Source organism: Rhizobium sp. BK049, assembly GCF_014193135.1.
Classification (GTDB): domain Bacteria; phylum Pseudomonadota; class Alphaproteobacteria; order Rhizobiales; family Rhizobiaceae; genus Rhizobium.
On the sequence record NZ_JACHYV010000009.1, the window covers coordinates 182,908 to 203,074 of the forward strand.

The 20,167-nt window shown below is 61.0% G+C and carries 22 protein-coding genes and 3 pseudogenes; 10 read left to right on the forward strand and 15 right to left on the reverse strand.

The window, feature by feature from the left end:
- Positions 1 to 16: 16 nt before the first annotated feature.
- From FHT70_RS12450 to FHT70_RS12465, 4 genes are read left to right on the forward strand one after another with little or no spacing between them, the layout of a single operon-like run.
- The gene (locus FHT70_RS12450) at positions 17 to 1,915 is read left to right on the forward strand and encodes an ATPase, T2SS/T4P/T4SS family (protein WP_183701431.1); all 1,899 of its coding nucleotides are present in this window, start codon (positions 17 to 19) and stop codon (positions 1,913 to 1,915) included.
- A 10-nt stretch (positions 1,916 to 1,925) separates the two neighbouring features.
- Positions 1,926 to 2,789 (forward strand): type II secretion system F family protein, encoded by an 864-nt coding sequence (locus tag FHT70_RS12455; protein ID WP_183701434.1) that lies wholly within the window; start codon positions 1,926 to 1,928, stop codon positions 2,787 to 2,789.
- The gene (locus FHT70_RS12460) at positions 2,786 to 3,691 is read left to right on the forward strand and encodes a type II secretion system F family protein (protein WP_183701437.1); all 906 of its coding nucleotides are present in this window, start codon (positions 2,786 to 2,788) and stop codon (positions 3,689 to 3,691) included. Before FHT70_RS12455 ends, FHT70_RS12460 begins: the two co-directional genes overlap by 4 nt.
- Positions 3,692 to 3,693: 2 nt before the next feature.
- A complete protein-coding gene (locus FHT70_RS12465; RefSeq protein ID WP_183701440.1) occupies positions 3,694 to 4,569 on the forward strand; it encodes an FHA domain-containing protein in 876 nt (291 codons plus the stop codon).
- Between the two features lie 253 nt (positions 4,570 to 4,822).
- Here the strand turns inward: FHT70_RS12465 and FHT70_RS12470 are convergent, their stop codons facing one another.
- Positions 4,823 to 5,065, reverse strand: coding sequence for a hypothetical protein (locus tag FHT70_RS12470; protein ID WP_183701442.1), 243 nt, complete (start codon positions 5,063 to 5,065; stop codon positions 4,823 to 4,825).
- Between the two features lie 570 nt (positions 5,066 to 5,635).
- Here FHT70_RS12470 and FHT70_RS12475 point away from each other — a divergent pair.
- Positions 5,636 to 7,393, forward strand: coding sequence for an adenylate/guanylate cyclase domain-containing protein (locus tag FHT70_RS12475; protein WP_183701445.1), 1,758 nt, complete (start codon positions 5,636 to 5,638; stop codon positions 7,391 to 7,393).
- Between the two features lie 244 nt (positions 7,394 to 7,637).
- Positions 7,638 to 8,408, forward strand: a complete 771-nt coding sequence (locus tag FHT70_RS12480) for a glucose 1-dehydrogenase (RefSeq protein WP_183701499.1) — start codon at positions 7,638 to 7,640, stop codon at positions 8,406 to 8,408.
- A gap of 115 nt (positions 8,409 to 8,523) precedes the next feature.
- On the opposite strand, the gene FHT70_RS12485 is transcribed toward FHT70_RS12480, so the two are convergent.
- A complete protein-coding gene (locus FHT70_RS12485; RefSeq protein WP_183701448.1) occupies positions 8,524 to 9,423 on the reverse strand; it encodes a LysR family transcriptional regulator in 900 nt (299 codons plus the stop codon).
- A 118-nt stretch (positions 9,424 to 9,541) separates the two neighbouring features.
- Here FHT70_RS12485 and FHT70_RS12490 point away from each other — a divergent pair, with 118 nt between their 5' ends.
- On the forward strand, positions 9,542 to 10,405 hold the full coding sequence (locus tag FHT70_RS12490; protein ID WP_183701451.1) for an NmrA family NAD(P)-binding protein: 864 nt from the start codon (positions 9,542 to 9,544) through the stop codon (positions 10,403 to 10,405).
- A gap of 125 nt (positions 10,406 to 10,530) precedes the next feature.
- Here FHT70_RS12490 and FHT70_RS12495 read toward each other — a convergent pair whose 3' ends face one another.
- The 3 genes and pseudogenes from FHT70_RS12495 to FHT70_RS30285 form a co-directional block, all read right to left on the reverse strand.
- Positions 10,531 to 11,391, reverse strand: coding sequence for an NmrA family NAD(P)-binding protein (locus FHT70_RS12495; protein ID WP_183701454.1), 861 nt, complete (start codon positions 11,389 to 11,391; stop codon positions 10,531 to 10,533).
- Between the two features lie 215 nt (positions 11,392 to 11,606).
- Positions 11,607 to 11,870 carry a hypothetical protein gene (locus tag FHT70_RS30280; protein ID WP_246721817.1) on the reverse strand — a complete coding sequence of 88 codons (264 nt, stop codon included), beginning with the start codon at positions 11,868 to 11,870 and terminating at the stop codon, positions 11,607 to 11,609.
- A gap of 60 nt (positions 11,871 to 11,930) precedes the next feature.
- Positions 11,931 to 12,071 (reverse strand): annotated as a pseudogene (locus FHT70_RS30285) (phosphotransferase); the annotation flags it as partial.
- Positions 12,072 to 12,193: 122 nt separating this feature from the next.
- On the opposite strand from FHT70_RS30285, the gene FHT70_RS30290 reads away from it, so the two are divergent.
- The gene (locus FHT70_RS30290; protein WP_246721818.1) at positions 12,194 to 12,445 is read left to right on the forward strand and encodes a hypothetical protein; all 252 of its coding nucleotides are present in this window, start codon (positions 12,194 to 12,196) and stop codon (positions 12,443 to 12,445) included.
- Positions 12,446 to 12,477: 32 nt separating this feature from the next.
- On the opposite strand, the gene FHT70_RS12505 is transcribed toward FHT70_RS30290, so the two are convergent.
- From FHT70_RS12505 to FHT70_RS12520, 4 genes are all read right to left on the reverse strand, one after another.
- The gene (locus FHT70_RS12505) at positions 12,478 to 12,849 is read right to left on the reverse strand and encodes a VOC family protein (protein ID WP_246721819.1); all 372 of its coding nucleotides are present in this window, start codon (positions 12,847 to 12,849) and stop codon (positions 12,478 to 12,480) included.
- Between the two features lie 95 nt (positions 12,850 to 12,944).
- Entirely contained in the window at positions 12,945 to 13,448 is a 504-nt protein-coding gene (locus FHT70_RS12510) for an SRPBCC family protein (protein ID WP_183701457.1), read from the reverse strand.
- A complete protein-coding gene (locus FHT70_RS12515) occupies positions 13,441 to 13,788 on the reverse strand; it encodes a metalloregulator ArsR/SmtB family transcription factor (protein WP_183701459.1) in 348 nt (115 codons plus the stop codon). The genes FHT70_RS12510 and FHT70_RS12515 overlap by 8 nt, the downstream gene beginning before the upstream one ends.
- Before the next feature lie 220 nt (positions 13,789 to 14,008).
- Positions 14,009 to 14,518, reverse strand: a complete 510-nt coding sequence (locus tag FHT70_RS12520) for a nucleoside kinase (RefSeq protein ID WP_183701462.1) — start codon at positions 14,516 to 14,518, stop codon at positions 14,009 to 14,011.
- A 363-nt stretch (positions 14,519 to 14,881) separates the two neighbouring features.
- Between FHT70_RS12520 and FHT70_RS30295 the strand changes: the two genes are divergently transcribed.
- Positions 14,882 to 15,118, forward strand: coding sequence for a hypothetical protein (locus tag FHT70_RS30295; protein ID WP_246721820.1), 237 nt, complete (start codon positions 14,882 to 14,884; stop codon positions 15,116 to 15,118).
- A 131-nt stretch (positions 15,119 to 15,249) separates the two neighbouring features.
- On the opposite strand, the gene FHT70_RS12525 is transcribed toward FHT70_RS30295, so the two are convergent.
- On the reverse strand, positions 15,250 to 16,134 hold the full coding sequence (locus tag FHT70_RS12525; protein WP_183701465.1) for a LysR family transcriptional regulator: 885 nt from the start codon (positions 16,132 to 16,134) through the stop codon (positions 15,250 to 15,252).
- 123 nt (positions 16,135 to 16,257) lie between these two features.
- On the opposite strand from FHT70_RS12525, the gene FHT70_RS12530 reads away from it, so the two are divergent.
- Positions 16,258 to 16,443 (forward strand): 4-oxalocrotonate tautomerase, encoded by a 186-nt coding sequence (locus tag FHT70_RS12530; protein WP_183701467.1) that lies wholly within the window; start codon positions 16,258 to 16,260, stop codon positions 16,441 to 16,443.
- A 260-nt stretch (positions 16,444 to 16,703) separates the two neighbouring features.
- On the opposite strand, the gene FHT70_RS12535 is transcribed toward FHT70_RS12530, so the two are convergent.
- The 5 genes and pseudogenes from FHT70_RS12535 to FHT70_RS12555 all read right to left on the reverse strand — a co-directional run.
- On the reverse strand, positions 16,704 to 17,495 hold the full coding sequence (locus FHT70_RS12535) for an SDR family oxidoreductase (protein ID WP_183701469.1): 792 nt from the start codon (positions 17,493 to 17,495) through the stop codon (positions 16,704 to 16,706).
- A 237-nt stretch (positions 17,496 to 17,732) separates the two neighbouring features.
- Positions 17,733 to 18,551: a GNAT family N-acetyltransferase gene (locus FHT70_RS12540; RefSeq protein ID WP_246721821.1), complete on the reverse strand. Its 819-nt coding sequence runs from the start codon at positions 18,549 to 18,551 to the stop codon at positions 17,733 to 17,735.
- Positions 18,552 to 18,574: 23 nt separating this feature from the next.
- A pseudogene (locus FHT70_RS30300) lies at positions 18,575 to 18,763 on the reverse strand (DUF1348 family protein); the annotation flags it as partial.
- 21 nt (positions 18,764 to 18,784) lie between these two features.
- Positions 18,785 to 19,411 (reverse strand): pyridoxamine 5'-phosphate oxidase family protein, encoded by a 627-nt coding sequence (locus FHT70_RS12550; RefSeq protein WP_183701478.1) that lies wholly within the window; start codon positions 19,409 to 19,411, stop codon positions 18,785 to 18,787.
- Positions 19,412 to 19,510: 99 nt separating this feature from the next.
- A pseudogene (locus FHT70_RS12555) lies at positions 19,511 to 20,080 on the reverse strand (alpha/beta hydrolase); the annotation flags it as partial.
- Positions 20,081 to 20,167: the final 87 nt, after the last annotated feature.

Consider the following 20,167-nt stretch of genomic DNA (forward strand, 5'->3'; position numbering starts at 1 on the left):
TTTCGGGGATTGAGCCATGCTGTTGAAGATTTCCTATGAGGACGGCAGCGGACGGGAAGTGATCCCGCTCTCGGCGAACGAGACCTATTTCGTCGGCGAAAGCAGCACGCTTTCGCTTCCCGCCGGCGCCGGCATCGTGCGGCTGCGCGGCAGCCACGTCTCCTCGCCGCAATTCGTGTTGCGCAAGTCCGGCCAGGGCTGGTCGGTGCAGCATCATGGCCGCAACCCGACCCGGGTCGACGACCAGCCGCTTCGGGCCGGCACGCCGGTGGCGGTCTCGGCCGGCATGTCGATCTGGGTGCCGAATGTCACGATCGAACTGGTCGAGCCGGCGGCGGCGCCGGAGGCGGTGACGCAGTTTCCGGACCAGGAGCGGGTGCTGGCGCTGCAGATGGAAATCCATGAGCGATTGCTAAAAGACACGCAATATGACCGGCTGGTGAAATCCTCCGATTTCGGCCGCGAGGAGACGCGCAGCCGCATCCGCGAGCGGCTCGACCTGTTCATCAAGGAGGCGCTGGACAGCGCACCGCAGGATCTCGTCATCCTCGTCATCAAGAACGCCGTCTACCGGTGGCTGGCAAAACGCATCGCCCGCACCGGACGGCGCGACGGCGCGTCCAATGCGGCAAGCCTCGCGCGCGAAGAGCAGGACAACCGCCGGCTCTTCGACGTCGGCAAGGCGCTGATCTCGGCGCTGCAACTGAAGCTCAACTTCGAATCCACCCGCGCCGACTTCGCCCAGCTCGACACCAAATTCGGCGCCGCCTTCCAGGCCCGGCAGGCGCTGTTCAACGCCGGCGACCGCTACGAGATCGCGCATATGCACCTGCGCTCGAATATCGAGGAGCTGATGTATCGCTGGGGCACGATCTCGGAGCTGATGGACCTCGACGTCATCTCGGAAATCATGGTGACGCGGTATGACGAGATCTATGTCGAAAAATTCGGCCTGCTCGAACGTTATCCCTTCGCCTTCGCCAATGAGCGTCAGCTGATGAAGGTGATCGAGCGCATCGCCGTCGATTCCAACCGCTCGATCAACGAGAGCGAGGCAATGGCCGACTTCCGCATGCCGGACGGTTCGCGCGTCAACGCCGTCATCCCGCCGCTCGCCGTCAAGGGCGCCTGCCTCACCATCCGCAAGTTCGGCGGCAAGTCGCGGCTCGACATCAGCAAGCTGGTGGCCGCAGGAGCACTCAGCGAACCGATGCGCGCCTTCCTCGAGGCGGCGGTGCGCGCCCGCAAGAACATTGTCGTCTCAGGCGGCACCGGCTCCGGCAAGACGACGCTCCTGAACAGCCTGTCGCAATTCATTCCGGTCGGCGAGCGCGTCGTCGCCGTCGAGGACACGTCCGAACTGCAGCTCGACGGCATTCACGTCGTCTACCTGCAATCGCGGCCGAAGACGGCGGAGAGCGAAACCAGCGTCACCATTCGCGACCTGGTGCGCAATGCGTTGCGCATGCGCCCCGACCGCATCATCGTCGGCGAGTGCCGCGGTGCGGAAGCGATCGACATGCTGCAGGCGATGAACACCGGCCATGCCGGCTCGATGACGACGGCGCATGCCAACACGCCGCAGGATATGATGACCCGCCTGGAGGTGATGGTGCTGCAGGGCCAGAGCTCGCTGCCGGTGACGGCGATCCGCCAGCAGATCGTCGCCGCCGTCGAGCTCGTCGTGCAGCTGAACCGCCTGGAAAGCGGCCGGCGCGCCGTCACCGAGATATCGGAGGTGATCGGCATCGATCCGGACACCGGTCTGATTATCGTCGAGCCGATCTTCAATCTCGTCGGCCGCGCCGGCGGCCAGGCGGTGCATGCCTTCACCGGCTATCTGCCGAGCTTCGTCGCCGAGCTCGTCGCCTTCGGCGAAGACGGCGAGATCAAGAACCTGGATATGTTTGTTTGAGGGTGGAACCATGGACATCAGCATTCTGCAGATCCTGACGATTGCCCTCGGCGCGGTGACGGCGGGACTGCTCGTCTGGGGCGCGCCGGTGCAATGGCCGGCACCGCTGCTGCGCGCCACCGAACGCGACATCGCGCTCGCGAGCGAAGCAGCCCAGGTCTTCGGTCGCGATGCCGTGCCGCCCTATACGATGATCCTCGCCTATGCCATCACCGCGATCGTCGTCTTTGCTCTGATCTCGCTGATCTTCGGACCGATCGTCGGCATCGTCGTCGCCATTCCCGTCGCCTTCTTCCTGCCCAAGGCGACGATCCGCTATTTCCTGCGGCGCCGCTGGCTGCAGATCGAATCGCAGCTTCCCTATGCCGTCGACCAGATCGTCTCGGCGGTGCGCACCGGCAAGCCGCTCGCCGTCGCCGTCAATGCGGTTGCCGACACCGGCCAGATGCCGGCCTCGCGCGAATTCGAGCGCATCGCCCGCGAACAGAAGCTCGGCATCGGCTTGGTCGAAGCGCTCGACCGCCACGGCCGCACGGTGCCGAGCCTGCATTTCAAGATGGTCGACGCCGCCCTCGGCCTGTTTGCCCGGCAAGGCGGCGACATATCCGAGCCGCTGACGGAAATGTCGAAATCCTTCAAGGAGATCTGGAAGCTCGACCAGAAGATCAGCACCTCGTCGTCACAGGCGCGGATGAACTTCCGCGTCGTCAATGGCGGCGCGCTGTTCATGATCCTGATGATCTTCTTCGGCCAGCCGGAGCTGATCGACAAGGTGTTCGGCAACGCCATCGGCATCGTCATCGCGATCGTCGGCGCCATTCTCTACGCCACCGGTTTCTTCTGGATGCGCTCGATGATGAAGGTGTCGGTATGATGTCGGCAATCCCCCTCGCCCCGATCATCATTGTCCTTGCCGGCGTCACTGCGGCGCTCATCGTCTGGTGGATCGGCGATCTCCTCGGCAGCATCAAGGTGGTGCGGCGGTCGGCCGGTGGCGACGGGCCGCCGCCAAATATCGTCGACAGCATCGGCATGCGCACGCCGGTCGAATTCGTGCTGAGGCAGTTCGAGCCGCTTCTGGCCGATTTCGGTGCGCAGCTCGAAAAGAAGCTGATCTATGGCGGCCGGCCCTTCGGCGGCGTGACGGGGCGTGAATATATCGCCCTTCTCGTCGTCCTCAGCCTCTTCGGCTTCATCCTGCTCGGCGTGCTGTTCGGCATTGCGAGCGGCAGCGTCATCGGCGGGCTGGCCGCCGGCCTGATCCTCGGCTTCATCCCCGCCATCTATTTCTGGGTCGTCGCCGACGACAAGATGCAGGACCGCAAGGAACGCATCTCGCGCGAATTTCCCTATTTCCTCGATCTCGTCGTCATGACGCAGCAGGCGCAGGCGACCCTGCCGGAAAGCCTGCGGCTCTATGCCGAGGCAGCACCGGGCACCGTGATGACCGAGGAGATCGAGCAGACGCTGAAGGACGTGGCGCTCGGCACCGGCATGATCGAGGCGCTGCAGCGCCTGGAGGCGCGCATGACGGCCGAGGAGGTGGTGCGCGTCATCCGCGCCGTCATCCAGGGCGAGGTCGAGGGCAGCAACCGCGTCGAGCTTTTGCGCGAACATGCGCGCGACCTGCGCTTCCGCCGCTGGGAAAAGGCCGACAGGGCCAGTGAGAAGCTGAAGGCCAAGATCGTCATGCCGGCGATGTTGATCGTCGTGTCGATCCTTCTTCTGGTGCTGGCGCCGGCAATCGTCGAGATGATGTCGAGTGGGATGTTCTGATCATGGTCTTTTCCTTCTTTCGCGGCAACAAACCGAGCCTTCTGCAGACCGGCCCCGGCGGCCAGAGCCGCAGCCATGTGCTCGACCGGGCGGAAATGTCGATCGGCCGGGCAGCCAATGCCGATATCGTGGTCGACGATCCGTTCCTGGCGCCGATCCACGCCCGCATCGAAAAGCAGAGCGACGGCGGCTTCATCATCCGCCGCATGGGGCTGAACCCGATCATGCTGCGCGGCGAGGCGCTGCTGCAGACCGCCTCTCTCAAAACAGGCGACAGTTTCCGTCTCGGCAAGGATGTCGAATTCCAGTTTCTGGAGAAGGCGCCGGCCAAGGAGGCGCCGAAAAAGGAGGCTGCCAAGGCAGACGACGGCAAGCCGAAAAAGCCGCTTTTCAAGCAGCCGGCCTTCCTCGCCGCCATGGGCCTCGTCTACCTCGCCGTCGTCGGGATCATCGGCTATGTGATCCTCTCCGGCGGCGGCAGCACGGAGGCCGGCCCGACGGCCGAGCGCATCAATGCCGAAGCCGCCCGCATCCCGACATGCATCAAGAACGCCAGGCGTCTGCGCCAGGTTTCCGAGCAGACTTTCAACGGCGCCGTCGGCGGCCGCGTCGGCCGCGATGGCGACGTCACCTATGCCGCGCTTGCGCTGGCAGCCGAACCCGCCGACGACGCGGCGCTGGCAAAGGCGGCGGAGCCGATCGTCGAGGCCTACAAGCGCACGGCGCTCGCCGCCCTTGCCTCGGAAAACCGCGGCAACAACACGCTGGCGCAGAGCCTCTATCAGCAGACCTACGATCTCGTTCCCGACGTCAACTGCTCGGCCGCGCGTTTTGCGCTACAGCGCCGCGCCGCCACCAAGCCGCCGGCGCGGCGGTGATTGGCGCTTCGAAACTCGGCTCGGAGGGTCGACCGGCCAGCGCGCGTCGTAGTCACGCCTACGGCCAAGCCGGCCGGTCGAGCAGGCGGCCCGCAGATTCGCTGACAAATCTGCGAGGCCCCTGAATGCCGGCGGCACATTGAGTATGCCCTCGCCACGCCTTTCGCCTGACGAAAATCTGCTCCGGCAGAGTTAGCCTTCAATGGTTTGGCTTTGCTACGTTTGTCCGGACGTGATGCCGTCCGGATTAGCCTCATTTGTTGCCGGGCCCGCTCGAGCCGCAGTCGTTGCAGTTGGTGTTGTCCGGGTTGCCCTTGTTTGTCGAGGTGTCCTTGGTGCCGCTGCTGCTTCCTGCGTTGTCGTTCGGCGGGGGGTTGCCGCTTTCGCCCATGGTTGTGGTCTGGTCCCGTGAATTGCTGCTGGCGGCAAACGTCGACTGAAGCCCACCGAGCAGAAGTACGAGGGCGGTGAAAACCGAAAGCGTAAGTCTGGACATGGTACATGCTCCTTGATCGGGGTTCACTAACATCAGGCATGCGCCAGAACGTTCCTTTTGGAGATGTGCTGGCTTCCCCTCTGGCGTTGGTCGCCAACGGACTACGATTCCTCCGCCTCGCGGCGGGAGCTGAATCGGATGTTAGGATTCTCCTCATTGGAGGTCGGCTATCGGCTTCAACGCGCGATATGCAATCCATCTGACACGTGAGGACGTTTTGCCCATAGCAAAAACCTCCATTTCCGACTGATCTCTGCAGTCGGAGGAGGATTTATGCCAGATAAAAAGACTATAATCAGAGCGGCGATAGATCAACTTACTAATTGTATGATTTTCTTGGTAATTCTGGCTAAGACGTGAGTAGACTTGCACGCCCGGGGATCGGACTCTATTTGCGTTGACCGCTTCGCGGCTCCTGTTCCGTTGGAGGCGGCACCTTATGAAGCGTCGCCATATGACGGTCTCAGTGGTATCATGAACTGGCACGGTCGCGGTGTCGGGCAGCCGGATGGTGCATGTTGCGTCAATCGCCTGGGCTTCATTCGGCGCATCTCCTTAGGGGAGACAGCCATGGCAACCGCAAGAGCAGAACGGCGGCTGGCCGCGATCCTGGCCGCTGACGTCGTCGGCTATTCCCGCCTCGTCGAACATGACGAGACTGGGACGTTTTCGGCCCTCAAGGTTCTGCGCCGGGAGGTGATCGATCCGCTGCTGGCCGAGCATCAGGGCCGTATCGTCAAGCTGATGGGCGACGGTGCGCTCGTGGAGTTCGGCTCGGTCGTCGATGCCGTCGCGTGCGCCGTCGCCATCCAGAAGGGGGTTGCCGAGAACCAAGCGGATATCCCGACGGAGCGACGCATCGTCTTCCGGATCGGAGTCAATCTGGGTGATGTGATCCACGAGCTCGATGGGGATCTCTACGGCGATGGCGTCAACATCGCGGCCCGCCTCCAGACCTTGGCGGATCCGGGGGGCATTTGCATTTCCGGCACGGCCTACGATCACCTCCAGGGCAAGCTTGACTGCGACTTCGAATACCTCGGCGAGCGCGCGCTGAAGAATATGGAAAGGCCGGTGCGACTGTACCGCCCCCTTCAGGAAAGGACGGCCGCCGGAACGGCATCGTTGAGGTCTGCACTTCCGGAGCGGCCATCCATTGCCGTGCTGCCGTTCAATGCCCTGAGCGCCGAGCCGGAGCAGGACTTCTTCAGCGATGGGCTGACCGAGGACATCACCACCGCGCTATCCAAGCTCAAGGGCTTCTTCGTGATCGCCCGCAACACGATGTTCACCTACAAGGGAAAGCCCGTGGATGTGCGCGCCATCGGGCGCGAACTCGGGGTCCGCTATGTTCTCGAGGGGAGTGTCCGCAAGTCCGGCAGCCGGATGAGGGTGACCGCGCAGCTCATCGATGCGGCCTCCGACGTCCATCTCTGGGCCGAGAGGTACGACGGCGACCTCGGCGAGATCTTCGCCATCCAGGACGAAATCACCGCAAGCGTCGTCGGCCGCATCGGCCCGGAACTCCTGGCGGCGGAGCATGCTCGCGAAAGCCCAAAGCCGCATCATGGCCTTGATGCCTGGGAATGTGTCGTGCGGGCGGTGTTCCTGTGTTCCCAACTGTCCGAGGAGAGCAGCAGGAAGATGCTCCCGCTGCTCGATCGGGCAATCGAACTTGCCCCCGGCTATGCCCAGGCGCTCGCCATGAAAGGTTGGATTACCACGTGGCGCGCGTTCCAGGGGTGGGAGGACATGGGTTATGCCTTGGCCCTTGCCAGGGATGTCGTCCAACAAGCCATGGCCGCGGACGATAAGGAACCGTGGACTTACCTTGCGCAGGCGATGATAGCCTTTGCGACGCGCGACAATGTCCTGGCGGTGGCAGCGATCAGCCAGGCTGTCGCGATCAACCCCAACTCCGCGTTTGCACACGGCCAGTTGGGACTTGCGCATGCCAACGGGGGCCGCGCGGCGGACGCCATTCCTTGCATCGACTACGCCCTCAGACTGAGCCCGCGCGAGGCTTTTCTCGGCGACTTTCAGTTTTACTACGCCATGGCTCATTTCCAGGGCGCGAATTACGAACTTGGATTGAGTTACGCACGGGAGGCGCATCGATTGCGGTCCGGCCATGCGGTTCCATTGATCATTGGCACGGCCTGTGCCGGACTTCTCGACAACCGGGAGGCTGCCACGGACTTGCTCGAACGGCTTAAATCGCTAGTTCCTGACATCTCACGGGAGGCGGTCGGAGCAACATCTTCTTTCGTCCACGCCGAGGATCGGGCGCGTCTGATCGAAGGACTTACCCGTGCCGGCCTGAATTGACGGGTTGGATTGACCTCGAGAACCGATAGTGGCGTTAGCTACCGAATGCTGCAACGCTGCTTCTTGCATGTCTCAACGCCTGAGTGCCCGCCTCGTCCTTCGAGGCCCCTGCGGGGTACCTCAGGATGAGGCTCTCTTGAACCCCGGCGCTACGGTCGGGCGAGGTTGCCCCTGCACATGCGGAGAGCATCTGGCATCCGCGCCGACCCTGGCATAAATTGATTTCATCAAGGGAGGAACCATGATGCAGAGGAATGCGCCGGACTTCAGCCTTGAGGGCAAAGTGATTTTGGTAACAGGAGCGAGCCGTGGCATCGGCCGAGCTTGCGCGCTTGCCTGTGCCGCAGCAGGCTCCGATATTGTTTTGGGGGTCCGCAATGTCGCGGCGTCGGCCGATCTGGTTGCCGAGCTCGAGGACACGGGGCGAAAAGTCCTCGCCGTTGAACTGGACCTTCCCAACAAGGCCCATATCGCTCAAGCCGTCGACGCGGCGCTGACGGCATTTGGCCGGATCGACGTCCTCGTCAACAATGTCGGGGTAGCTCCAGGCAATCTCGCCGAACTGGTCGAGGAGAAGGACCTTGACGAGATCCTCGATGTCAACATCAAGGGCACCTTTCTGATGACGCAGGCCGTCGGGCGTCAGATGATCAAACAGAATGGTGGCCGGATCATCAGCATCAGCTCACAGGCCGGCACCGTGGCGCTGCGCGGCGAAGCGATCTATTGCATGAGCAAGGCGGCCATCAATCACCTGACGCGCTGCCTTGCCGCCGAATGGGCACGCTACAACATCACGGTAAATACCGTATCGCCGACTTTCATCCACACGGATGGCACGGCACCCTTTCTATCCGACTCCGCCAATCGACAAGCGACCCTCGATCACATTCCCCTTGGCCGGATCGGTGAAACCGATGATGTGGTGGGCGCCGTCGTGTTCCTGGCATCGCCGGCGGCGAGCCTCATCACCGGCGCGAACCTGCTGGTGGATGGTGGCTGGTCCGTCGCCTGAGGCCAGCCCACGCCGTCGGCAAGTGCGATGCGACTTATGCCGCGCTTTTGCGGCCGCTGGATCCGTCCGAAGATGCTGGTGGCAAAAGCCTCCGCGCCGATCTTCGCAGCGGCATCTAGCCGACGATTTCGACGCAGAAATCAATAAAGGCTCGGACCTTGGCCGGTACGTGATGGCGGGAGGTGTAGAAGCAGTGCAACGGAAAGGTCTCATCGGGCCAATCCGGATAGAGATCGACCAGCTGGCCGCAATCGAGATAGGGCTTCATGCCGAGCGAGAAGACCTGGGCAATGCCGATCCCGGCGAGACAGGTAGCAAGCGCCGTACCGGCATCATTGACGAGGATGCGCCCATGCGTTTGGATCGGCACCACCTTCTTTCCGCGTCGCAACTCCCATTCGAAAGGCCTGCCCGTCAAAGGGTCCTGATATTGGATGCAGGTATGATCGGTCAGGTCGGCAGGCAGCTTCGGCGTGCCGTGCCGTGCGAGATAGGACTGCGCGGCAACCGTGATCACCCTCGTGCGAAACAGCTGCCGGGCAATCAGCGAGCTCCTCGCCGGGATTTCGCCGAAGCGCACCGCCACATCCATGCCGTCGGCGACAAGATCGCCGATCTCGTTCCTTGTCACCAGCTCGAGCTGAAGATCGGGATAGCGGTCGAGAAAGGTGCCGAGCTTCGGCGCGAGGATCAGCCGCGAAAAATAGGGATCGACATTGATCCGCAGCCTCCCACGCACCGTCTGCGTCGCCCCGGCGGCATAGGCAGCGGCTTCTTCGATGCCGCCAAGTAGCGGCACCACCTGCTCGTAGAAACGCGTGCCGTCATCGGTGAGCCTCAGAGAACGGGTCGTCCGCTCGAGCAGGCGCACGCCGATGCGGCTCTCAAGTCGCGCCACCGCCCGGCTGACTCCGGAAGCTGTCAGCCCCAGCGCCTCGCCCGCCCGCGCAAAACTGCCGCTCTCAACGACGGCGGCCAGCACGCTGACCCCATTCAGCAATCGTCCGTCGAACATCATCCAGTTCCTGATATTGTGTCATGAATTATCTGACAAAAGGGCAATTCAGTCAAAAGCGACTTTGGCGCATCTTTCTTTCATCGCGGCGCAGGCCGCTGCCAAAAGGAGTCCGAGAATGTTTGCTGTGACTGGAATAACAGGTCAGGTCGGCGCCGTGGTCGGCACGAAATTGATGGATCAGGGACTGCCTGTCCGTGCAGTCCTGCGGAATGCGGGAAAAGCAGGCGCCTGGCGGGATCGCGGCGCGGAAATCGCCATTGCCGAAATGACAGACGCGCCGGACCTCGCCCCGGCCTTCGAAGACGCCGAGGGCGTCTTCCTGCTTCTGCCGCCAAGCTTCGATCCCGCGCCGGGTTTCCCGGAGGTAAAGGCAATCATCGAAGCGCTGAAGACGGCGCTCAAAAAGGCGTCACCGAAGAAGGTGGTCTGCCTATCGACGATCGGCGCTCGGGCAAAGCAGGAGAATCTGCTGAGCCAGCTCGGCCTCTTCGAGCAGGCAATGTCGACACTCCCGATGCCGGTAGCGTTCCTGCGCGCCTGCTGGTTCATGGAGAATTCAGCCTGGGACATCGCACCGGCAAGGGAGAGCGGCATCATGCCAAGCTTTCTGCAGCCGGTCACCAAGCCCGTGCCAATGGTTTCCGTGCACGATGTCGGCGCCACTGCGGCTGAAATGCTGCAGGAGGACTGGACCGGTAAACGCATCGTCGAGCTTGAGGGTCCTTTCCGCATCACGCCGCTGCAGATGGCGGAGGCCTTCTCTGCGGTGCTCAACAAGACGGTCCGTGCCGAGCCGGTTGCAAGAGAGACATGGGAAGCGCTGTTTTTGAACCAGGGCATGCAGAACCCCAGACCCCGTATGCGCATGCTTGACGGCTTCAACGAAGGCTGGATCGAGTTCGAAGGCGGCGAGGCCCGATCGCGCAAGGGCACAACCACCTTTGAGACCGCTATCCGCAAACTGGTCGAACGCGGCTGATGAACACGCTGTGGCGGCTTCAGCAATCCCATGGAGGTCGCTACCTGAGGCCGAGGCGCCTGCCCAGCGGCACAAATCTCATACAGCCTTTTCGGCGGTCTCGCTATTTCGTCCATCGGGGCGCGTCAGGACGAGTCACGAACGAGCCCATCTATGTACGTCTGGAGCGAGATCGATCCGCGAATTGAGTCCTCGGGATATTCGGGGCCATCGGCGGTGAGAGCCGTCATCCTGGCATATGAGTGAGCCGCCGCGTCGGAGAAGCCCAAATTGCGGTATGCGTCTTCCCAGGCTTCCCGCGGGATCACCTCGACGCGGACGGCGCGGCCGAGGGCGGCGGCGAAGGCTGCGGCAACGTCATTGGGGGAGTATCGTTCCTGCCCTTCGACGGGGTATATGCCGATCCGGTCGACCGGCTCCTGCAGCAGCCGTGCAGCCACCCTTCCCAGATCCTCCGGCGCGACCATCGGGAGCGTGAGCTCGGCCGGGAGCATGGTCGATAGCACCCCGTCCTTCGTGACGGGGCCCACCATCGCATCCCAGTTGCTGTAGTAATAGGCTGCGCGGATGATACTGGCGGGAATCGGCTGGCTTCTCAGTCCTGTCTCCAGTTCATAAAGGACATTGAGATCGCCGCATTGCTCGCCTGGCTGCGCGCCCATGGTTGATTGCGCCACCACTTTCTCCAGTCCCGAGCCTTCGATCGCCTCGAGCAGGCAACGCACGGTCTCGCGTTCTTCGCGATCCGTATCGCTCGAGATGTCAGCGTTCGGGTTCAACAGGAAGGCCCGCTTCCCGCGGCGGAACACCGTCCGCATCGAGGTCACGTCGTGGACGTCGGCGAGCGCAACCTCTGCGCCCCGCTGTCGCCATGCGCCCGCCTTCTCAGGGTTTCGTGTGACGATGGTGACGGGTTCGCTCTCAGCAAGCAGCGCCTTCGCCACGGCGGAGCCGACGCTCCCCGTCCCTCCGACAATGATGTACATCGGTCATGCCTCCCGCAATCATGCCGAGCACAACACTTCGCCCCTGCCAAAGGTTCCCTTGTCGTTGCAGGCGCAGTGCACGGATGCGGGGCGCTAACCGGCGGCTCTGAAAAGAACCGGAAGCAACCTCAAATGGGCCAGTGACTGGGCGTGCTGCAAGAGATCCTACGGTTGCAATCCAGCTGTCGCCTGGCTCGCACCATGTGATCCAGAGGCTATGACGACGCATTAAGTCGCTGCACCAATTCCCGTGCGTGTTCTTCCATCCAGGCCAGTTCGAGTGCCCCTTCATCAAGGACGCCACGGCGTTCCAATTCCATTTCCCATGCCGAGCCGGAAGCAGCGAGATTGCGCATGTGTTGCTGCATCTGCCGCACCCTTTCGATAGCCGCCTGCATGATCTCAATTTCCGGCTCTATCCCATAGGCGTCGAGGAACAGCTGGAAGCGCCGCGCTTTCTCGCGGACGCCTTTCAGCAAACCATGCGCTTCGCATTTGTCGTCACGCCAGAAGGGCACCCAACGCCACGCAATGAAGCCGAGGTCCCAGGAGCGCGGTCTTGGTGCTGCAGCATCCCAATCGATGAACGCGACAGGGAGCCCAGCCCGGAAGACGGTATTCCAGGGTGAGAGATCATTGTGACAGATCGTCCGAAGGGTTCTTGAGGTTGAAGACGCCAGTTGCGCTCATTCCAGGGAAAGCTTGCTGCAGCATCGTGGTAGCATCGCAGCAATTTCCCTAATTTGACAAGGGCCCGGTCGCTCCAGACATAGTCAGGAAGCCGGACGTCGAAGCGGCCAAGTTGATCCGGGATGAAGCCTTTGCCCATGCCGACTTCACCTTCGACGTAAGTGAGACATTCGCGTCCCTGATCATCGAAGCCGAGGGCACGGGGAGCCCCTCCAAATCCTTGGCGTTCAACGTGGCGAAGCAGGTCGAGAACGGCGGAAGACCATGCGCGGCCACCCCGCCGAACCGTGCCGCCCACCCGGACAACATTCGAATCTGCGCCACCTGCGAGAGGAATTTCTTGCTCGCCCATGCCCAAGATTAGGCCTCGGCAAACCAGAGGGTCAAGCCGCGGCGCTATCTTCGCTGCGTATCGAATGGCCGAGAGGGCGGCTCCGCAAGGGTGATGCGATTGCCGTCCGGGTCCGCGATCTGGGCAATCCTTCCGTAGTCGCCCTCGGATTCACCTGTGAGCGTCACGCCGGTCTCTTCGAGCGCTCTGCGGGCTTCATCCATTTTCGGCACCACAATGGTCAGCCTGCCGAACCCGGCATTCTCCTTTTCGAGGAAGATTTGAATGTTCGCTCCGGCGACGTTGCGCCATTGGATCAACGCCTCCATGGGACGATCATCAGGCTCCCGGTCAAACAGCTGAGTGTAGAATTTCTCCGCTCTATCCATGTCTGCCGTTGCGAGCGCGGCGTAGATTCCCTGGATCAGCATTTCCATAACTCTCCTTGCTTACCGCCTCCACGGTAATGAAACAGGACGAGTTGCGTTCCAACCTGGGTGGATGGCGGCAAAGGCGGTCTGAAGGCCGTGCGCTACTCGGTCAGGCTGGGAAGCAATTCGTCGAGCTGTTCCAACTGCTCCGGCAATGCGACAGCCGAGCCCTGCAGTGCTTCCTCAAGCGCCTCCTTGGACGGATAGACTTCGTGGAAAACCAAAAGCGTCTTCCCGCCTTGGCCCTCGAAGGTCACGGTCGTGATCGCGCCCTCTTCGCCCTCGTCATTGGTCCAGACGATGCGCTCGTTCGGCACCACCTCGAGATACTTGCCATAGAAGGCCATGGTGTCCGAACCGCCGGCGCCGAATTCCAGCCGATATTTGCCGCCGGTGCGGACGTCCATTTCGCACGATACGAGCGAAATGCCGGGCACCGATTTCGGCACCCACCAGCGCTGGAACAGCTCGGCCTGGCTCCATGCCCTGTAAACCGTGCTCGGCGGCGCATCGAATATCCTGGTTATCACGAGTTCGCGATCGCCTCTGCGCTCGACCGACGTGCGGTTCTGCGCGCCACCTGCCCTCTCAACTTGCTCAGTCATCGCTTCCCTCCCGTTTCATTTCGCTGATGATTTCGTCCAATGCTTCGAAGCGGGCCTCGAACAGCCTGCGATGTGCCTCGATCCACTCGGCCTCTGCCTTGAGGCCGCGTTTCCCGAGCTTGCAGGTTCTCACCCGTCCCACCTTCTGCGTGACGACGAGCCCCGCCCGCTCGAGAACCTGGACATGCTTCTTCATGCCGGTCAGCGTCATCTGGAACTTGTCCGCGAGACTGGTGATCGACGCGTCCCCTCGCCCAAGCTGATCGATGATCCCGCGGCGGGTCGCATCGGACAGCGCCGCGAACGAGAGATCGAGGGGAGGATCTAAATACTGAACCATATGGTTCAGTGTATAACCTGCTCGCGCAGGAAGTGCAAGCCTTCCGAACTTGCCCCTGCCGTCGACCGGTCATTCGAGGTTATGCACCGCCGCGGCAGCAAAAGATCGTCTGGGTGCGAGCCGACAGCTGCCGAAGGAGCTCGGCAGCTTCGCGCCCTCATTACAGCCACGACGACACGCCGTTTGCCGCTCCGTCGAATCAGCGTTCAGGCGGAGAACCTCAGGTGAGTTGAGCGAGGATATCGTCGACGACACCCGTAATGCTGCCCGCCGTGTCGATATTGATGCCGACGGGAAGATACTCCCGGGTCTTATGGTAACGGAGCACCAGAGCCCGCTCGGCCGGCTCGAAGCCCGGCTCATCGGGCCGCCCATCCAATCGTCGGTTCAAAGTCTCAACCTCGATGTCGAGCACGAAAACCTTATCGAACAGGTGCAGGAATTTGTGGAAATTGCGCGAGCCGCCACAGAAGAAGGTAACAGGATAGGTGGTGTCGGCAGCAATGGCCCGGACCTTTTCGGCTGGCCAGATCCAATGCGCGTATCCCCAAGCAATGCGGTCGGCGCCTTCGGGTGGCCCAGCAAGTGCACGGCCTGTCTCGGGGTCGCCCACATATGCCAGGACGCGGTCACCATGGACAACATGGTAGCCCCGCCGCTCCAGTTCGGAAGCGACGGAGGTTTTTCCAGTGCCCGAACTGCCTTCGATCAAATAGTTCTTGATGCCCATGAGCGCTTTTATCACGGGCTTCAATCCGGCGAGAAGAGTCTCTAGGACGATGTGCCGACATGCCCGCCGCTAGCCGACGTCGATCGGCTTAGCCAAACCGTTCCACCAGGAAATCGATCGCCGTCCGCAGCATCGCAGCACGGAACCGATTCTACATGATGTTACGGGCCAGGAATTGGTTCGAATGTTATGATAAGGCCGTTCGTGCAAGGGTCCGCCATGGCCAGTTCTGACGCTCCGCATTATCAAAGCGTTTGTACGTGCTATGGCCTGTTTAATGTCATGATCAGTCTCACAGGCCTAACCGTAAGGGGGAACAACCGCAGTAATTCTGGGGAAGTGTCGAGGATATAGGAGGAGAATATGAAAAGAATTGCCGCCGCGTCACTTGCCTTCCTAACGATTGGATTTACGGCCCCGCCCATCGATACCGCCAATGCTGTCGTCTATTGCCAATATATCAGTTATCCGGCCGGCTGCGTCGTAAGACCCGGGGTCGTGTTGAAGCCGCGCCCAGTTGCTCGCGCAGCGCGTGGTACAGTGACGCACGGAACTGCCGTAAATAAAGGTGGTCCAGTTAACCGCGTCGGTCGTCGCTAGTTGTCGATTTCGACGCCATCGATGCGGTCATCGATCCATCAATGACCGCGATCAAACCAGCAAAAGCATACCGGGGCTCAACATTGCGCTTCTGGATCCGTCCCAATCAGCGGCGCGAGGCCGGATTTGCTCTAGCCAAACCGTTCCACCAGGAAATCGATCACCGTGCGCAGCATCGCTGTCGGGCGCCGGTTCGGGGCGTAAATAAGGAACATCGGCACAGGCCTGTAAGACCATTCCGGCAGCACCTGTTCGAGCCGACCTTCGGCGATATCGGCGGCGAGCAGCAGTTCCGGCTGAAGCGCGATTCCGGCGCCGCTGAGCGCTGCCATGCGCAGTGCTGCCCCCTGATTGGTGGAAAATTTTCCGGAGATCGGCACATCGCGCATTTCGTCGCCCGGCCCGACCAGGTGCCAGAGATCCGACATGCGCCAATAGGAGTGGCCGAGGCAGAGATGGGTCGTCAGATCCTCCGGCGCCGCCGGTCGGCCATGGCGGGCAAGATAGGCTGGCGCGGCAGCGAGGATGCGCCGATAAGGCGTGAGCGGTCGGGCGACGAGGCTGCTGTCTGAGAGCGGGCCGATGTGGATGCCGAGCTCGAACCCCTCGCCGACGAGATCATGGACATTGTTGTCGAGCGACAGCTCGATGCTGACGTCGGGATAGGCGTTCTGGTATTCGATCAGCGCCGGCACCAAGACTTGCGTGCCGAAGCTGACGGGCGCCACTAGCCGAAGCCGGCCGCGCGGCGCCGACTGCAGCTCGCTTGCCGAAGCCTCGGCCAGCGCCACTTCGGCCAGCGCGCGCTTGCAGCGCTCGTAATAGAGCTGGCCGACCTCCGTCAGCTGATGGCGCCGCGTGGTGCGATGGATGAGCTTGGCACCGAGCCGGGTCTCGATCGTCTTGATGTGCTTGGCAACCATGGCGGGCGACATCCGCGCGATCTCCGCGGCGGCCGCGAAACTGCCATTGTCGATGACCCTGACGAACATCGCCATGCCGGCCAGCTTGTCCATGATTGCCTACTCACAGGTTTCGAATGACGATACCGGCAGCTTATTTATCAACCTCAGCATTTACAACATAGTCGTCATGCCCGCCCCAAGGCGACGGACATTGCCAATAACGAAGGAAAAAACATGCCCATTCTTCACCTGCAGATGCATCCCGGCCGCACCGACGAGCAGAAACGCGCCTTCGTGCGCGAAGCAACCAAGGCCGCTGTCGAAACCCTGGCCTGCCCGCCGGGGTCGGTGGAAATCCTGATCACGGAGGTTGCTAAGGATTCCTGGGCGAGCGGTGGCCGGCTGAAATCCGAGGTCTGAGCGTCGAAGGTGCGAGCTGCGGGCGGCGGAGCCATAGCCGGGGACCTGGGCTTCGGCCCTGACTGTTTGACCTTCCCGGGTGCCACTTTCAACGCCTGCAAGCCTCCCGGTAGCGGGCTCCGCAGGCGATTCCTGCTTTTCTTGCATCTGAACCGACTGAGTCTGTCCTAAGAGGGGCTTATTCGTTGTCGCAGATCGTCGAGGAGGCGATCGGAAGGCTCCGCCGTATGAACAACTGGCAGGCGAGATGAAGGACCACCTCAGAGCGTGTCGATCAGTCCTCCGTCCACGCGCATGGAAGCTCCGGTCGTCGCTGATGCCAAAGGCGACGCCAGATAGGTTACGAGGTTGGCGATTTCCTCGACGTTTGCAGCTCGTTGGATGATCGAACTGCCACGATGCTTCTTGACGAAGTCCGCCGCGACCTCCTCGATCGGCTTGCCCGTCTTCGCACGCTCTTCGGCAAGCATCGCCTCGACGCCTTCGGACAGTGTTGGGCCGGGGAGAACCGAGTTCACAGTAACGCCTGTGCCAGCCATGCGCTTGGCGAGCCCGCGGGCAACCGCGATATCGGCGGTCTTACTAACGCCGTAATGAATCATCTCCACCGGAATGTTAAAGCCGGATTCCGATGCGATGAAGATGACGCGACCCCAGTCAACGCTCTGCATACCCGGAAGGTAGGCACGCGAAAGCCTGACGGCCGACATGACGTTTACCTGCCAATGGCGATCCCATACCTCGTCGTTCGCCTCGAAGAAGTCGAGCGGCTGGAAGATGCCCGCATTGTTGATCAGGATATCGACATGAGGAACCTTGGCGACGAGAGCGCCACACCCTGCAGCGGTTGCGACATCGGCTGCGACGGCGGCTACGGTGCCCCTGGCACCTTCGCCTTTCAGGCGTTCGGCGGCCTTTGCTGTCTTTTCTTCAGACCGTCCGTTGATCACCACGTCCGCGCCAGCCCTCGCGAGCTGGCGGGCGATCGCGTAGCCGATGCCTTCGGTAGATCCAGTAATCAGAGCGGTCTTGCCTGCGAGGTCGATCTGCATCTGCTGCTCCTTCTGAGGTTGGATCAGAGAACGTATGACCTGGCGGTCGGTCTCGCAACAGCCCTCGACGTCGATGATCCTGTCGGGTTGGGCCGGTGGCAGTGCTTGGGAGCGGGTTTGCAGTCTGATCCAGAAGCAGATGACATTCTCTCAGAGTTCGAAGCACTGATCCGGCAAGCGCGACAATTGGAAAGACAGCAACAGCTCGACTAGCAGACCTAAGGTGTCTGACGTCCCTTATAAACCGTCCGGAAACCGGTAATTCATTCTCGTATAAATCTGCTCGAATCCGGCCATGATGAGATTGGCATGAGAGATATTCGGTTCATCGGCTGAAGGCTGGGCGGTTTCGACGACGAATGTCTGAACGCCCTGACTGGCGCCTTGGTTCAGACGCGCGGTAATGAGAGCCTTCTGTGCCCCTCGATTGCGAAACTCGGGAACGGTCGCGCCACCGCCAAGCCACGCAAAGCCGTCTGCCGCATACATCGCGCCGGTCGCAATCGGCCTGCCGTCCAACTCCGCGAAAAAACAGCTCCAACCGTCCTTCCCGACGATCGCTGACCAAAGCGGTGTCAGATTTGCCGGAAAGTTAAATCCGGCGCACATCATCGAGGCGAAGATTTCGGCTTCGGTGACTTTGACCTGGCGGGTAGTGACCTCTCCAGAATGGATGAGTGGCGTAGAAGGCGCCGTTCGCCGTAGCTTTGCCCATCCGTTACCTTGGGGAACAAGGCCCCGTTTCCTTATCCAATCGTGTGTCTGTTGAGGAGCGGTGGCAGCGTTCATTTGCAAGTAGCGGCAGCCTGCCTTTTTGCTCATCCATTCACAGGCCGTATCGAGATCTTCAAGTGCTACAATGCCGAGCACACGATTTAGACCGATGGCGGGCGCGCTGGGCAGCGATATTGCGCAACCTACAGCCAATTGCATGCAGCGAAACTCAGCCTGGTCGACGAGCGTCTGGGGCGCGACCTTGAATAGGTCGACAAAAGCTTTCGCTTCGATGATATCTTCTTCCGGCACCGTTTGGTGCGATGCTGACGGGCGATCCATGGTAGCGTCCTCAGTCTGCATGCGAGTTCACGTTGCCATTTCCGTGTGAGAAAGCCGATGATCGCTTCGCGGCCGTTTATAAACTCGGAGCGGTTGCGCCACCGGCTGTTATGGCTATAGGCCAGCGCTAGCTTCTGGGGATTGCGGCTGTTCCAGCCGTCCTCCGCAATCCGAATCTTTTCTGCTGCAGAAGCCCATGAAAAGGGCGGCAACGGGGGTCTGTGTGGCGTCCATTATTTTCCTCCCAACGCCTCGAGCCGAGTACGCAATTCTGCATTCTCCGACTCCAATTCGCCCAAGCGTTCCCGCAATGGTCTTACTGCTTTCTCGACCTCGTGTTCGGTGTAACGCGGTGTGATATGTTGAGGGCAGTTCCAATCGAAGGCTTCCAGCCGCAGCCGGAAAATCCGTTCTGCCTCTGCTCGGTAGCCGGCGTCGAAAACAAGGTCGGTCAGTGCCGGGTCGGCATCGAGTGCTAGCTTCTCGACATGCATATAGATCTTGAGGCGTGCTCGTCGCGGGTAATCCACCAGAAAAAGACAGGCCCGGTCATTTGCAGCAAAGTTTCCGGTACTGATATATTGGCGGTTGCCCCTGTAGTCGGCAAAGGCCAGCGTTTTCTTGTCGACTATTTTCAGAAAGCCCTTTGGCCCACCGCGATGCTGAACATATGGCCAGCCGGTTTCCGACACAGAGGCAATGTAGAAGCTGTCCCGTTCAGAGATGAATGCCAGTTCGCTGTCGGTGAAGTTGTCGGATTCTCGATGGTGGTCGCCTAACCAAATCTGGTCGGTACCCATTTCAGCTTGCGCAAGCCGCACATTCGGAGTGTTTGCAACTTCCAAAAAATGGTACGGCATGAGGATTCTCCAAAATCTGGAATTTTGTAACCACTGTTCAGCGGCGCGACCTCGGCGTGGCGGAACCTTGGTCGCACCGCCGGTGACCATGGCTGATGGTCACTTCTTTGCGACGTTGCGATCCAGGAAGTCGTTGATTAGCGGAGCAGCGACGTCAAGCTTTTCTTCGAGCAGGAAGTGACCCGAGTTCAGAATATGAATTTCGGCATTCGGAAGATCCTTGAGATAAGGATGAGCGCCGGCCTCGGGAAAGATATAATCGTTCTTGCCCCAGACGATGAGCGTGGGCGGTTTGCGCTCACGAAAGAAACTTTGGAACGCAGGGTAAAGCGGCAAGTTGGTGCGATAGTCATACAACATATCGAGCTGGATATCTTTGTTGCCTGGTCGGTCCAAAAGAGCTTGGTCGTGAACCCAGTTGTCAGGGCTGATGCGCGACACGTCTTCCATGCCATCGGTATACTGGAACTTGGTCGTTTCGAGCGTGACCAGACCGGAGAGCGCCTCACGGCTCTTCTTCGACCCATTGGACCAGTAGGTCTTAATGGGATCCCAGAATTCCTTGAGCCCTTCATCATAGGCGTTGCCGTTCTGGATGATCAGCGCACTGACCCGTTCCGGATGTTTCAGCGCTAAGCGGTATCCCACCGGTGCACCATAATGGAGAAGCTAACCCAAGTGCATCATGCCTGTTTTGCAGGATAGGGGATCACCCATCTTCGCGCAAATGCGCCATAAATACCTCGGTCGGTGTCC

Bases quoted from the DNA above. Each gene is read 5' to 3' on its own strand.
- FHT70_RS12535 (WP_183701469.1), bottom strand. From the start codon at position 17,495: ATGCAGATCGACCTCGCAGGCAAGACCGCTCTGATTACTGGATCTACC.
- FHT70_RS12540 (WP_246721821.1), bottom strand. From the start codon at position 18,551: ATGGATCGCCCGTCAGCATCGCACCAAACGGTGCCGGAAGAAGATATC.
- FHT70_RS12520 (WP_183701462.1), bottom strand. From the start codon at position 14,518: ATGGGCATCAAGAACTATTTGATCGAAGGCAGTTCGGGCACTGGAAAA.
- FHT70_RS12485 (WP_183701448.1), bottom strand. From the start codon at position 9,423: ATGTTCGACGGACGATTGCTGAATGGGGTCAGCGTGCTGGCCGCCGTC.
- FHT70_RS12480 (WP_183701499.1), top strand. From the start codon at position 7,638: ATGCAGAGGAATGCGCCGGACTTCAGCCTTGAGGGCAAAGTGATTTTG.
- FHT70_RS12515 (WP_183701459.1), bottom strand. From the start codon at position 13,788: ATGGTTCAGTATTTAGATCCTCCCCTCGATCTCTCGTTCGCGGCGCTG.
- FHT70_RS12450 (WP_183701431.1), top strand. From the start codon at position 17: ATGCTGTTGAAGATTTCCTATGAGGACGGCAGCGGACGGGAAGTGATC.
- FHT70_RS12465 (WP_183701440.1), top strand. From the start codon at position 3,694: ATGGTCTTTTCCTTCTTTCGCGGCAACAAACCGAGCCTTCTGCAGACC.
- FHT70_RS12525 (WP_183701465.1), bottom strand. From the start codon at position 16,134: ATGGACAAGCTGGCCGGCATGGCGATGTTCGTCAGGGTCATCGACAAT.
- FHT70_RS12490 (WP_183701451.1), top strand. From the start codon at position 9,542: ATGTTTGCTGTGACTGGAATAACAGGTCAGGTCGGCGCCGTGGTCGGC.
- FHT70_RS12460 (WP_183701437.1), top strand. From the start codon at position 2,786: ATGATGTCGGCAATCCCCCTCGCCCCGATCATCATTGTCCTTGCCGGC.
- FHT70_RS12495 (WP_183701454.1), bottom strand. From the start codon at position 11,391: ATGTACATCATTGTCGGAGGGACGGGGAGCGTCGGCTCCGCCGTGGCG.
- FHT70_RS12530 (WP_183701467.1), top strand. From the start codon at position 16,258: ATGCCCATTCTTCACCTGCAGATGCATCCCGGCCGCACCGACGAGCAG.
- FHT70_RS12505 (WP_246721819.1), bottom strand. From the start codon at position 12,849: ATGGAAATGCTGATCCAGGGAATCTACGCCGCGCTCGCAACGGCAGAC.
- FHT70_RS12455 (WP_183701434.1), top strand. From the start codon at position 1,926: ATGGACATCAGCATTCTGCAGATCCTGACGATTGCCCTCGGCGCGGTG.
- FHT70_RS12475 (WP_183701445.1), top strand. From the start codon at position 5,636: ATGGCAACCGCAAGAGCAGAACGGCGGCTGGCCGCGATCCTGGCCGCT.
- FHT70_RS30295 (WP_246721820.1), top strand. From the start codon at position 14,882: ATGAAAAGAATTGCCGCCGCGTCACTTGCCTTCCTAACGATTGGATTT.
- FHT70_RS12470 (WP_183701442.1), bottom strand. From the start codon at position 5,065: ATGTCCAGACTTACGCTTTCGGTTTTCACCGCCCTCGTACTTCTGCTC.
- FHT70_RS12550 (WP_183701478.1), bottom strand. From the start codon at position 19,411: ATGCCGTACCATTTTTTGGAAGTTGCAAACACTCCGAATGTGCGGCTT.
- FHT70_RS12510 (WP_183701457.1), bottom strand. From the start codon at position 13,448: ATGACTGAGCAAGTTGAGAGGGCAGGTGGCGCGCAGAACCGCACGTCG.